Source organism: Streptomyces sp. CBMA156 (assembly GCF_014596515.1).
GTDB lineage: Bacteria > Actinomycetota > Actinomycetes > Streptomycetales > Streptomycetaceae > Kitasatospora.
In genome coordinates this window covers 1-11,994 of sequence record NZ_MSJQ01000107.1, presented here as the reverse complement: position 1 = coordinate 11,994, position 11,994 = coordinate 1, and the positions used below count along the sequence as shown (strand labels likewise).

Below are 11,994 nucleotides of genomic sequence, written 5' to 3'. Positions count from 1 at the left end.
CCGACGAGGACGGTCGCCGCCCCGACGCCGGCACCCACGCCGACCCCCGAGGCCCCCTCCGCGCCCCCGCCCCCGGTCCAGGTGCCCACGCCGACCCCCACCCCGACGCCCACCCCGGCCGCGACGCCCACCACGTCCCCGACCGCGGCCCCGACCCCCCGGGTGCTGCAGTACGGGATGAGCGGCCCCGACGTCACCACGCTCCAGCAGCAGCTCGCCAAGGTCGTGTGCTGGGCGACGGTGCCGGTGACCGGCCAGTACGACGACACCACCGTGAACACCGTCGGCTACGTCCAGTGGATCTGGGACATCAAGGGCGACAAGCGGGGCGTCTTCGGCCCCAACACCCGTGCCGCCCTGGACAAGCGCAACAGCTGCTGACCGCCGGGCGTCAGCGGGTGACCGCCCGCGTCAGCCGGTGATCGCCCCGAAGATGCTGATGCCCGCCAGCACCACCATGATCGTCGCCGCCACCCGGATGATCAGCTTCATCGGCACGTGCTTGAGCAGCTTCTGCCCACCCACGATGGCGATCCCGCCGACCGCGCACAGCGCCAGCCAGGAGCCGATGCCGACGGCCAGCGGGTCGGCGTACTTGGCGGCCAGGTTGGCGGTCATGATCTGGGTCAGGTCGCCGAACTCGGCGATCGCGACCACCACGAAGCTCGCCCCGGACACCTTCCAGAAGCTGTTCGAGGACGGCTCCTTGGCCGCGTGCTCGTCCTCGTCGCCACCTCCGTGGAACAGCAGCATCGCCGCGCCGACCAGGAACAGCGCGCCGGTGACGCCCTCCACCCAGCGGTGCGGCAGCAGCGTGAGCAGGTGCCCGGCGACGAGCGCGAGGCCCACCTGGAGGGCGAAGGCGGCGGCGATGCCCGCGAAGACGTAACTCGCGCGGTACTTGGTGCCGAGCACCAGGCTGGCCAGCGCGGTCTTGTCCGGCAGTTCGGCCAGGAAGATGATGCCGAAGGTCAACGCGGCAACGGTGAGACTCATCAGAAGTTTCCTCGGTCGGGCTGCCCGGCCACCGCGGCTCCGTCAGGGGACGCTCCGGCCCGACAGCACTGGTCATGGTCACAGCACTGCGGCCGAAGGTCTCGCCGGCGCCGCCCTTCGGACGGTGCCCCGGGCGCCGGGCCCCTGGGGGCCAGTATGTCGACGGTCCGGTGGAGGGCTACTCCCCTTCAACGGCCCCAAGCGTACCCGACGGCGTCAACCACCTCTCCCCGGGAACCCTGCCGGTCCCCGGAGGCCGCCCCGCCTACCTGGCGGCCCCGCCCGGCTCGGCCGCGATCAGCCCGCGGCCGACCAACTCCAGCACCACCACGATGGCCACCGACTCCACCGCCAGCAACCCGATCAGGACGAACAGCTGCACCGCCCCCGCCTGGACCGGCGAGGCCCCGCCCAGCAGCATCCCGACGAACGCCCCCGGCAGGGTGACCAGGCCGACCGTCCGGGTCTGGTCCAGCGCAGGGACCAGTGAGGTCGCCGCCGCCGTCCGGCAGATCTCCAGCCGGGCATCGCGCTCCTCGAAGCCGAGCGCCAGCGCGGCCTCCACCTCGCCGTGCCGCAGCCGCAGCTCGTCCAGTGCCCGCCGGCCGGCCAGCGAGGTCGCGCTGAGCGCGCCGCCGATCAGGATGCCCGCGACCGGGATGACGGACAGGCCCCGGGGCGGCAGCAGTCCGACGCCCAGCAGCAGGGCGAGCACCGGCAGCACCCCGGCACCGATCGGGGCGGCCGCCCGGACCCAGTCCGGCCCCGGGGTCATCCGACGCCCCGCGGTGCGCACCGCGACGGTGAACATCAGCACCACGAACAGCGCCGACCACCAGAGCGAACCGACCACCCAGGTGATCACCGCGGCGACCGCGGCCAGCTGCACCACCGCGCGCAGCCCGGCCCGCAGCACCGCGTGCCCGTGGCCGAGCAGGCACCAGCCGGCCACCGCGACGGCGGCCAGCAGCAGCACCGCGGTGACCACCCCGAGCACCGGGGTGACCGGCAGCAGCTGGCCCCCGGCCGCCGCCAGATCCACCGGGACCATCAGTTCCAGCCCGTCACGTCACGTATCCAGCCCATCGGCCCGGCCCGTCAGATCCAGCTGGTGAACCACATCCGGTCCTGCCAGGACGACATCGGGATCACCTCCGCCGTGTAGAGCGGGTAGAAGAAGGCGAAGCAGCCGACGATGGCGAGCACGATCGCCCCGGCTCCGATCGCCCCGATCCGGCGGCGCTCCGGACTGCATCCGGCCGGGCCGAGCATCGCCCCGAGCATCTGGGCGACGGCCAGGCACAGGAACGGCACCAGCACGACCATGTAGAAGGAGAAGATCGTCCGCTCCTGGTACTGGAACCAGGGCAGGTAGATCCCGGCCACCGCGCACAGCACCGCGCCCGAGCGCCAGTCCCGCCGGAAGAACCAGCGCCACAGCAGGTAGACCAGCGCGAAGCAGGCCGTCCACCACAGGAACGGCGTGCCGAGGCCGAGGATCTGGGCCGCGCAGCCGCCCGAGGAGGTGCAGCCGCGCTGCCCGTCCGGGATCTGCTCCCAGTACATCGAGACCGGGCGGCCGTCGACCAGCCAGGAGAACGGGTTGGACTGGTAGGTGTGCGGGGTGCTCAGGCCGGTGTTGAAGTCGTACATCTGCGCGTGGTAGTGCCACAGGCTGCGCAGCGGCGCGGGCACCCAGCTCATGGAGACCTGCGGCAGCGGGATGCCGAGGACGCTGTCCGGGGAGAGCCCGGCGCGCCCGTCCGCCCAGTGCCGGTCGTAGCCGCCCCCGCCGTCGGCGCCGGTGCCGCCGGTGGCCAGCCAGCCGCTCCAGGAGCCGACGTACACCACGAAGGCGGAGCCGACCATGGCGAGGAAGGCGGGGACGGCGTCCCGGCGCAGCATGGAGCGCCAGGGGCGGCGGGCCCCCGCCCCGCGGCGGCCGGACTGGTCCCACAGGACGGTCAGGATGCCGAAGGCGGCGAGGATCATCGCGCCGTTCCACTTGACCGCGCAGGCCGCGCCGACGAACACCCCGGCGGCGATCCGCCAGGGGCGCCACCCGAGCCGGACCCTGTCGCCGTCGACGGCCGCGGCCAGCCGGGCGCGGACGTGGTCGCGGTCGATCAGCAGGCTGCCGAAGGAGGCGAGCACGAAGAACATCTGGATGCCGTCGAGCAGGCCGACCCGGCTCATCACCAGCTGGAGGCCGTCCACCGACATCAGCAGTGCGGCGGTGCAGCCGAGCAGGGTGGAACCGAGGAGCCGGCGGCCGATCCGGGCCAGCATCAGCACGGCGACGGTGCCGAGCAGGGCGGTCATGAACCGCCAGCCGAAGGGGGTCAGTCCGAACAGCTGCTCGCCGATCGCCATCACCCACTTGCCGAGCGGCGGGTGCGCGATGAACTCGGGCGCGGAGCTCAGCGGGATCGACTGCGGGTGGCCCAGGATGTCGGCGTTGGCGTGGTCGGGCCAGGTGCCCTCGTAGCCCTGCCGGAGCAGCGACCAGGAGTCCTTGGGGTAGTACGTCTCGTCGAAGACGAAGGCACGGGGGTAGCCGAGGTTCCAGAACCGCAGCAGGCCTGCGAAGAGCGCGACGCCGATCGGTCCGAGCCAGCCGGAGCGGTCGGCCGCCCAGCGGACCAGGCCCCCGCGCGGGGCCGGTGCCGGGGTGGAAGGGGCCGGGGCCGCCGGTGGGTGCGTGAGCGCCGCTTGCGTCATAGCCTCGCCGATTCGCCTGTCTGCTCTGCCTGTGTCCTGGCTCTGCCCGGCGCTTGGCTCGCCCCGGGGCCTGCCGCGCCGGCCGGGGCCGGGGCGGCGGTCAACAGCCACTGACACTATGTGGCGGTGCTCGCGAAGCCAAGCGCGACGGGCGCCGACCAGGTGACCTGGTCGGCGCCCGTCGTGAACGCCCCTCGGGGCCGTTCCGCTATGCGGCGGTCTGGAGCTCCCGGACCGGGACCGAGTGGACCACGGCCGGGGCCGCGTTGTCCTGCTCCGGCGTGAGGTACGGACGCAGCCGCATCGCCATGACGACGATCAGCACCGTGGAGCCCGCCATGGCCGCCAGGTAGAGCGGCCAGGTGCCGGAGCCGACCAGCAGCACGCCGACGGCCGGGCCGACCGCGATCGCGATCTGCTTCACCAGGGAGTACCCGGCGTTGTAGGTGCCGAGCATCCGGGCCGGGGCGAGGTCCGCGACGATCGGGCCCATGGTGGGTGCGAGCAGCGACTCACCGACCCCGAAGAGGGCGTAGATCGAGACGATGGCGACCGTGGCGGCCATGGTCTCGGTCCTGATCAGACCGGCCACCAGGGCCATCGCCCAGGCGCCGAGCCAGACCACGCCGGCCGCGGCCATCGCGGTGGTGCGGCGGCGGCGCGCGGTGATCCGCACCATGAACATCTGGAGCACCACGATGGTCAGCGCGTTGGCGCCGATCGCGAAGCCCAGGGTGGAGGGCGCGGTGCCGACGGTGTCGGTGGCGAAGGCCGCGACGCCGGACTCGAACTGGCCGTAGCAGGTGAAGAAGATCAGCCCGGCGAGCAGGCAGAGCCGCAGCATCGCCTTGTCGGCGACCAGGGCGCGCAGGCCGGTCGGGCCCTCGGTCTTCTCCTGGACGACGCTCAGCTGGAGCTTGGGCATCCGGGCGGTGCCGGTGACCAGGGCGAGGCCGAGGAAGGTGGCCGCCTCGATGGTGAACAGCCGGGTGAGGCTGGCCGGGTCCGACACGTTCACGATCTGCCCGCCGACCAGCGCACCGATGCCCATGCCCAGGTTGACCAGGGTGAACTGGAGCGCGAAGGCGTGCGAGCGGGTGGCCGCGGTGGAGCAGCGGACGATCATCGTGGCGAGCGCCGGCTGGCAGGTGGTGACACCCGCGCCGAACAGGAAGGAGGAGACCAGCAGGGCCGGGGTGCCGGTGGCGTGGCCGAAGGCGAACGCGCCGGTGGCGGCGAGCGCCGTCCCGGCCAGCAGCACCGGGCGGGGGCCGTACCTGTCGATGCCGCGGCCGATGAACGGGAGCACGGCGAGGGCCGCCAGCGCGAAGACGGTGAACACCATCCCGGCCGCCAGCGAGCCCAGCCCGCGCACCTGGTCCACGTACACGAACATGTACGGCATCGTGAAGCCGCTGCCGAACGCGCTGAGCGCGTTGCCGATCTGGACGCGGCGCAGCGGGCCGCCCGCTCCACGCCGCTGCTGCCTCTGCTGCTTCACCGTGCCGGTCACCGTGCACATCCCTTCCTGGTTTCGACTGGATACTCTTAGATCCAGAAGAGTTCAGAGCTAAAGTTTGACGAGATAAAGTCTTAGCACCGGAAGAGTGCGGAGTCAAAGGCTTAAGGAGTGCACGCTCGTGCGACACTGGTCCGCATGACTACGGACAAGCCGCGGCCGGCCACCGGCAAGCCCGCCCCGGCCACCCCCCTGGAGTTCGGCATCGCCGAGCAGGTGGCCCTCTACCAGCGGGAGTTCCCCACCGTCGACCCCCAGGTGGAGACGATCGTGCAGACCCTCAACCGGGTCTCCCGGCGGATGGGCGTGGCGTACGACCGGCAGCTGACTGTGCTCGGAATCACCTCCGCCGAGTGGGAGGTGCTCAAGGCGCTGGTGGTCTCCGGCAGCCCGTACCGGCTCGGCCCCGGCGAGCTGGCCAAGCGGCTCGGGCTCACCCCGGCGGCGATGACGCACCGGATCGACCGGATGCTGGCCGACGGCCTGGTCACCCGGGAGCGGGACGAGAGCAACCGGGTGCGGGTGATCATCGAGCTGACCGAGACCGGCCGGGACAAGTGGCTGGAGTCGATGCGGATGGCGGCGGTGTTCGAGGAGGAGCTGCTCCAGGACGTCCCGGCCGAGGACCGGACCGTGCTCTCCTCGATGCTGGAGCGGATGCTGCGGCGGATCGAGGAGAGCCGCCCGGACGCGCCCGGACGCACCTCCGACCCGGCGTAGCCCGCGGGAGGCGGCCCCGGAAGCGACACGGGGAGCCGCCCCGGGAGCGACCCGGGGGCCCGGAGAACAGCCGGGGCGCACAGCCGGGGCGCACAGCCGGGAGCGCTGCCGGGGAGAACGCATGAGTCCGGCCTGCCGGGAGGATGATCCTCCCGGCAGGCCGGACTCGTCACGTCAGGTGCTGCGAGGGTCCGTCAGGCCCTCGGCGGTCCGTCGACCGTCAGCAGGGACCGTTGTCGGTCCAGACGCCCCACTGGCCGCTCTGGCTCGGGTCGTCGCCCTTGGTCCACCACTTGTTGGTGTAGTAGTGGCCCTTCCAGGAGACCTTGGTCGAGGTCGCGTAGGTGGTGTTGGTGTCCCAGCTCGGCGCGGCCTGGCAGGCCGGCCCGGTCGGGGTGCCGGTCGGGGTACCGGTCGGCGTGCCCGTGGGGGTGCCGGTCGGGGTGCCGGTCGGCGTCCCGGTGGGGGTGTCGGTCGGGGTCGGGGTCGGCGTGCCGGTCGGCGGGGCCGGGCAGCCGGTGGCGGAGCCGTTGGTGGCGCTCACGACCTTGTCCCACAGCGCGGTCTTGGTGCCCAGGTCGTACAGCGAGAAGACGAAGGCGCCGCCGAGACCGTTGCAGTGCGCGTAGTCGAGCTTGGCCTGGATCGACTTGGCGTCCTCACCGCTCCAGAAGGTGTTGCCGTCGTAGAAGTACGTGGCCTTCGCCTCGTCGTCCCAGAAGGTCTTGGCCGGGTTGTCGACGAAGCCCGCGAGCTCCTTGTACATCTGGATGCCGGGGACGTTGCCCGAGTTCGCGGCGCCGCCCGCGGGGGCGGTGGCGGGCTGGAAGAGCCCGTGCTTGCCGTTGTCCTTCACCCCGGTCCAGCCGCGGTAGTAGAACGGCACACCCATGTTGATCTTGTTGGCGGGGAAGCCGCCGGGGATGCCGTACTCCTTGTCACCGACGGTCCACGCCTTGATGGCGTTGTCGATGGAGTACTTGCCGTTGCCCGGCTTGGCCGGACCCGACGGGTCGTTCGGGCCGGAGTAGAGCGCGGCCTGGTGGTTGGTCGGACCCTGCGGGTCCCAGCCACCGTGCATGTCGTAGGTCATGACGTCGAGGAAGGTCAGGTACTGACCGATCTTGTCGGTCTCGACGTTCATGATCTTGTCCTGGCCGGCGCCGACCGCCGCCGCCAGGGCGTAGGTCTTGCCGTCCGTCTTGCCCTGGGCGTCCAGCTGGGTGCGGAACTCCTTCAGCAGGGCCGTGAAGTTCTGCTTGTCGGCCGGGCTGGAGATGTTGCCGGTGTGGCCGCCGCCGCCCGGGTACTCCCAGTCGATGTCGATGCCGTCGAAGACGCCGGCACCCGTGCCCGGTCCGCCGAAGCCACCCTCCTGCGGGAGGTTGCCCTTGATGAACATGTCGAGGCAGGACGACACCAGGTGCTTGCGCGAGGCGTCCGTGGCGGAGGCCGGCGAGAAGTACTTGGAGTAGGTCCAACCACCGATGGAGAGCAGGACCTTGAGGTTCGGGTTCTTCGCCTTCAGCTTCTTCAGCTGGTTGAAGTTGCCCGCGATCGGCTGGTTCCAGACGTCGCCGACGCCGTCGACCGAGATGTCCGCGCCGAAGCTCTTCTGGTAGTCGGCGAACGCGTCGGCCGCGCCGTCACCCGCGTTGGGGTTGTTGTCGTTCGTGTCGGCGGCCTTGGTCGCCTGGAAACACCCGAGGTCGGTCGGGTGGATGTTGGCGAAGTCGTAGATCAGGTAGTCCAGGTTCTTGGCGACGCCGGTGTCCTGGATCGTCTTGGGGTAGTACGCGTTCGCGTAGATCGACCACTGGTCGAAGTAGGCGACCTTGATGCCACCGCTGCTCGCGGCCGCACCGGTGGAGTTGGTGGTCGCGGCGTTGGCCGCGGCGCCGCCGGACAGCGCCAGGCCGGCGCCGAGCAGCAGGGAGGCGGTGGTGCCGGCCGCGATGGCGGCCAGGCTCTTGGGACGGCGGCGCCGGCCCTCCTGCGGAGCCGGGGTCCCGGCCCTTTCAATGCGTGAGCGCAGCATGGGTGCGTGACTCCTGGTTGTGGGGGGTCCCGTCGCCCCGGGGGCACGCGTCCGGGGTGGGGCCGGACGACCGGGACATGACAGGCATGGGTGGGGAATCGAGCGGTTTCAGACCATGACGGACTACCGGGATGTGCCAAACCGGCGTCAGCAGCACAAGGCTGCTGACGCCGGTTCAGGGGCTCCCTGCACCTGGGCAATAAAAATGGACTAGACCAACTGCCCCGTCAAGGGGTCCTGTTGGGCCTTGAGCCCCGCTTAAGGTTCCAACCCCCTGCTGAGCTGGGCGGTTTCGGCTTGAGTCAGTAGCGGACGGCGTTGGCCACCTCGGCCTTCACCGTGCCGGTGAGCTCCCGGTTGCCGTGCGCGGTGGCCTGGGCGCTCTGCCCCGCGGCCACGTCCTGGACGGTCACCGCGGTCGCGTCCAGCACCTTGCCGGACTCGTCGGTGAAGTTCAGCTGGATCACGTACCGGTACGACTGCTGCCCGTGGTTGGTGACGGTCAGCGGCACCTGCGCCTTGCCGTCCGAACCGGTGGTCACCGCCCCGGCCGTGACGTCCCCCTTCGCGTCCAGCCCGCCCTTGATCCCGGCGACGCCCTGCTGGAACTGCGCGAGGCCGCCGACACCGCCGCCGGCGAGTGGCGCCGCCCCGACCTCCCGCACCAGCGCGCCGCGGCCACCGAGCAGCAGGCCCACCACCTGCTGGCGGCCCTGCTGGAACGGCGCGGCCGCCGGGACCTGCCGGACACGCCTTAGGATCGAAGCCGATCGGCAGGCCGCAGAACGGGAGCAGCACGCGTGGAGGACGTCGTCGCAGGTGTGCTGCGCCAGTGGGAGCGGGCCTACCCGGGGCTGGACACCGGTCCGATCGCCGTCCTCGGCCGGATCAACCGCTGCGCCGCGCTGCTCCAGCAGACCCCGGACCCGCTCACCAGGGCCGGCCTCACCCGCGCCGAGTTCGACATCCTCGGCGCCCTGCTCCGCCTCGACCGCGAGCTGACCCCCACCCAGCTCGCCCGGGAGAGCTTTGCCTCCGGTGCCGCCGTCACCAAGCGCCTGCGGCTGCTGGAGGAGCGCGGCCTGGTCAGCCGCCGCACCGACGACCGGGACCGCAGGGTCGCCCACCTCGCGCTCACCGAGGAGGGCCGCGCCCTGGTGGACGGCCTGATCCAGGAACTCGTCGCCTACGACCGGGCCCTGCTGGCCGGCCTCAGCCCCGCCGAGCAGGACCGCCTCGCCGGGGCCCTCAGCGGCCTGCTCAACAGCCTTGAGGGGACCATCGGCCGCACCCCGGGCTGAGCGCCGCGGCGGGCCACGCCCGATGCCGGCTTCGGTGTCGACGGATCGTCGGCGGAGCGCCGTCGACGGGAAACTATGCTCGGGTGCGACGGGTCAAGTCGTCTACCGGGAGCACCCCTTGGGCCACAGCGCGAACCGGGACGACGACGGTCGCCCCCATCCGAGGCGCCCGCCCCGCCCCGGTGACCCGCTCACCCGGCTCACCCGGGGCATCGTGGTCATGGTCGCGCTCGGTTTCTTCGCCGCCTCGGTGGTGGCCACGGTCCGCAACCACGACGGCCTGGCCTACCAACTGCCCGCGGTGGCCCTCCTGGTGGTCCTGCTCGGTCTCCAGATCGGGCACGCCGGCCCGTGGCGCCTGGCCCGGCGGTGGTGGCCGTGGAGCCTGGCCGTCCACGGGGCGCTCACCTACCTGCCGTTCGCGCTGTACGACGGCACCTGGGTCGGCCTCCCCGGTTCGTTCGCCGGATCGGTGCTGCTGACCGTCGCCGCGCCCCGTTCCTGGCTGCTGTTCGCCGCCCTGGTGGTCGTCCAGTACCCGCTCTGCGCGGCGCTGGGCGGGCACCCCGGCCAGTGCCTCAACGCGTCGGTGTCCGTCGTCGTGGGCGGCTCCGTGGTCTACGGGGTCGCCCGACTCGCCGATCTGATCGCCGAGTTGAGGACGGCCAGGACCGAGCTGGCCGAACTCGCGGTGGACCGGGAGCGGTTGCGCTTCGCGCGCGACCTGCACGACCTGCTCGGCGCCAGCCTCTCGGCGGCGGCGCTGAGGTGCCAGCTCGCCGAGCGGCTGGCCGAGGAGGACCCGGACCGGGCCCGCGCGGAGATCGCCGAGGTACTGGTGCTGGTGCGGCGGGCGATGGCGGACGCCCGCCGGATCTCCAGCGGTGACCTGCGGATGTCCCTGGCGCGGGAGGCGGGTTCGGTGCTCCCGGTGCTGCGGGCGGCCGGGATCGACGTCGAGGCCGAACTGGACTGCGAGGGGCTGCGGCCGGAACTCGACGCGGTGCTGGCCACCGTGCTGCGCGAGGCGGTCACCAACCTGCTGCGGCACAGCGTGCCCCGGCGCTGCGCGATCCGGGCCGGCCGGGACGGCCCCGGCACGGTGTGCCTGGAGGTCTCCAACGACGGTGCTCCGCACGGGCCGGGCGCGGCTCCGCCCGAACCGGGCGGCGGGCACGGCCTCGGGAACCTCACCGAGCGGCTGCGGGCCGTCGGCGGCCGGCTGACGGCCGAACGGGACGGGGCGGGCTGGTTCCACCTCCGCGCCGTCGTCGAGGCCGAGCCCGCCGGCCGGGCCGCCCGGGAAGCCCCCCGCACCTCCCGGGCCGCCTGACCGTCCCGGAGGGCCCGGCTACTCGTGCGCGCCCAGCACCTCGACCGGCTTGCGTCGCAGCGCCAGCCGGGCGGTCAGCAGGACGGTGCCCATCCCCAGCAGCGCCGCCCCGCCCGGGACCGCGGCCACCCAGCCCCAGGGCAGCGCCGGCCGGGCCGTCCCGCCGAGCGCCAGGCTGACCGGGACCACGACGGCGGCGGTGACCCCCGCACCGAGGACGACCGCCACCGCGACGGTGATCCCGCCCTCCCAGGCCGTCATCCGCAGCACCTGGCCGCGGGTGGTGCCCACCACCCGCAGCAGCGCGAACTCGCGCAGCCGCTCGCCGGTGGCCATCACGAGGGTGTTGACCACGGCGATCGCGGTGAACAGGCAGACCACGCCGAGCATCAGCCGCCCGACCGCGCCGGCCGACTCCTGCCGATGCCGGCGCGCCGCGTCGTAGTCGGCCCGGTCGCTGACGCGGGCCATCGGATAGTCCGGGACGAGCCCCCGGAGCTCCCGGCCCACCTGCCGGGGGTCGGCGCCTGCGGCGGTACGGACCAGGACGGTCGACGCGAGCCGGTCCGGGGCGTGGCCGGCGGCGAAGGGGGCGGGCAGCAGCGCGTCCGCGAACCGCGCGTCGCGGTCGTAGACGGCGGCCACCGTGGCGCTGCCGCCGGTGCCGTCCTCCCACTCGATCCGGACGGTGGCGCCGACGCCGATCCGGAGCGCGGTGGCCGTATGACGCCCCAGCGCGACGCCCTCGCCGCGCAGCCCGTCCAGCGAGCCGGCCGTCACCCCGGGGTCGACCAGCTGCGCGAACTCCCGCGGGTCGACGATCCGGGCCTCCACCCCGTGGGAGCCGGAGTCGCCGACGGACACCATGGCGGTCGTGGACACCAGGCCGCCGGCCGCCTCGACGCCCGGCAACCGCCGTGCGGCAGCGGCGAATTCCGGGGGAATGCCGATCCCGTCGGCCTGGACCACGTGGTCGGCCAGCAACCGGCGGCCGTCCTCGGCCGTGTCGGCCGCGGCCTTGACCACCGGGACGAACAGCACCGAGCCGGTGAAGGCCACCGCCAGCACCAGCGGGGTGACGGCGGCGGCGAAACGGCGGGGCCGCGCCCGCAGGGCGGCGGCGGCGAGGAACCCGGTGACCGGGGAGAGCCGGCCCACCGGCCCGCCGATCGCCACGCTCGCGACCCGGCCGATCAGCGGCCCGAGCAGGGCCACCGCGAGCAGCAGTGCCGGCATCATGCTCTCGGCCGTCCCCGCCGCCCTGCGGCCTTCCGTGGAACGGGCCAGCACCACGCCGCACGTGGTGAGCGCGGCGAGTCCGAGGGCGGTCCTGACCCGGCCGACGCCGGGCGGCGGCGCCGAGGAG

General features: G+C 73.0%; 11 protein-coding genes. 4 read left to right on the top strand and 7 right to left on the bottom strand.

Features of this window, described 5'->3' with window-relative positions; translation table 11 throughout:
- A partial coding sequence (locus BU198_RS09135) for a peptidoglycan-binding domain-containing protein (RefSeq protein ID WP_223244145.1) occupies positions 1–381 on the top strand: 381 nt, incomplete at its 5' end.
- A 30-nt stretch (positions 382–411) separates the two neighbouring features.
- Here BU198_RS09135 and BU198_RS09130 read toward each other — a convergent pair.
- The 4 genes from BU198_RS09130 to BU198_RS09115 form a co-directional block, all read right to left on the bottom strand.
- A complete protein-coding gene (locus BU198_RS09130) occupies positions 412–999 on the bottom strand; it encodes a TMEM165/GDT1 family protein (protein WP_188296349.1) in 588 nt (195 codons plus the stop codon).
- A gap of 262 nt (positions 1,000–1,261) precedes the next feature.
- Complete coding sequence (locus BU198_RS09125) at positions 1,262–2,047, bottom strand: ABC transporter permease (protein WP_188296347.1); 786 nt, start codon at positions 2,045–2,047, stop codon at positions 1,262–1,264.
- 47 nt (positions 2,048–2,094) lie between these two features.
- Positions 2,095–3,717, bottom strand: a complete 1,623-nt coding sequence (locus BU198_RS09120) for a dolichyl-phosphate-mannose--protein mannosyltransferase (protein WP_188296346.1) — start codon at positions 3,715–3,717, stop codon at positions 2,095–2,097.
- Between the two features lie 208 nt (positions 3,718–3,925).
- Positions 3,926–5,230, bottom strand: a complete 1,305-nt coding sequence (locus BU198_RS09115) for an MFS transporter (protein ID WP_317620038.1) — start codon at positions 5,228–5,230, stop codon at positions 3,926–3,928.
- Positions 5,231–5,374: 144 nt separating this feature from the next.
- Between BU198_RS09115 and BU198_RS09110 the strand changes: the two genes are divergently transcribed.
- Positions 5,375–5,956, top strand: coding sequence for a MarR family winged helix-turn-helix transcriptional regulator (locus BU198_RS09110; protein WP_188296344.1), 582 nt, complete (start codon positions 5,375–5,377; stop codon positions 5,954–5,956).
- A gap of 220 nt (positions 5,957–6,176) precedes the next feature.
- Here BU198_RS09110 and BU198_RS09105 read toward each other — a convergent pair whose 3' ends face one another.
- Both BU198_RS09105 and BU198_RS09100 read right to left on the bottom strand, forming a co-directional pair.
- Positions 6,177–7,994, bottom strand: coding sequence for a glycosyl hydrolase family 18 protein (locus BU198_RS09105; RefSeq protein WP_188296343.1), 1,818 nt, complete (start codon positions 7,992–7,994; stop codon positions 6,177–6,179).
- A 302-nt stretch (positions 7,995–8,296) separates the two neighbouring features.
- On the bottom strand, positions 8,297–8,692 hold the full coding sequence (locus BU198_RS09100) for an FxLYD domain-containing protein (RefSeq protein ID WP_188296342.1): 396 nt from the start codon (positions 8,690–8,692) through the stop codon (positions 8,297–8,299).
- A gap of 102 nt (positions 8,693–8,794) precedes the next feature.
- On the opposite strand from BU198_RS09100, the gene BU198_RS09095 reads away from it, so the two are divergent.
- Together BU198_RS09095 and BU198_RS09090 are read left to right on the top strand one after the other, a co-directional pair.
- Positions 8,795–9,295: a MarR family winged helix-turn-helix transcriptional regulator gene (locus tag BU198_RS09095; RefSeq protein ID WP_188296341.1), complete on the top strand. Its 501-nt coding sequence runs from the start codon at positions 8,795–8,797 to the stop codon at positions 9,293–9,295.
- 118 nt (positions 9,296–9,413) lie between these two features.
- Positions 9,414–10,628 carry a sensor histidine kinase gene (locus tag BU198_RS09090; RefSeq protein WP_188296340.1) on the top strand — a complete coding sequence of 405 codons (1,215 nt, stop codon included), beginning with the start codon at positions 9,414–9,416 and terminating at the stop codon, positions 10,626–10,628.
- A gap of 18 nt (positions 10,629–10,646) precedes the next feature.
- On the opposite strand, the gene BU198_RS09085 is transcribed toward BU198_RS09090, so the two are convergent.
- Positions 10,647–11,994: ABC transporter permease (locus BU198_RS09085; protein ID WP_188296339.1), on the bottom strand; the 1,348-nt coding region annotated here is incomplete at its 5' end.

Bases quoted from the DNA above. Each gene is read 5' to 3' on its own strand.
- BU198_RS09125 (WP_188296347.1), bottom strand. From the start codon at position 2,047: ATGGTCCCGGTGGATCTGGCGGCGGCCGGGGGCCAGCTGCTGCCGGTC.
- BU198_RS09120 (WP_188296346.1), bottom strand. From the start codon at position 3,717: ATGACGCAAGCGGCGCTCACGCACCCACCGGCGGCCCCGGCCCCTTCC.
- BU198_RS09110 (WP_188296344.1), top strand. From the start codon at position 5,375: ATGACTACGGACAAGCCGCGGCCGGCCACCGGCAAGCCCGCCCCGGCC.
- BU198_RS09105 (WP_188296343.1), bottom strand. From the start codon at position 7,994: ATGCTGCGCTCACGCATTGAAAGGGCCGGGACCCCGGCTCCGCAGGAG.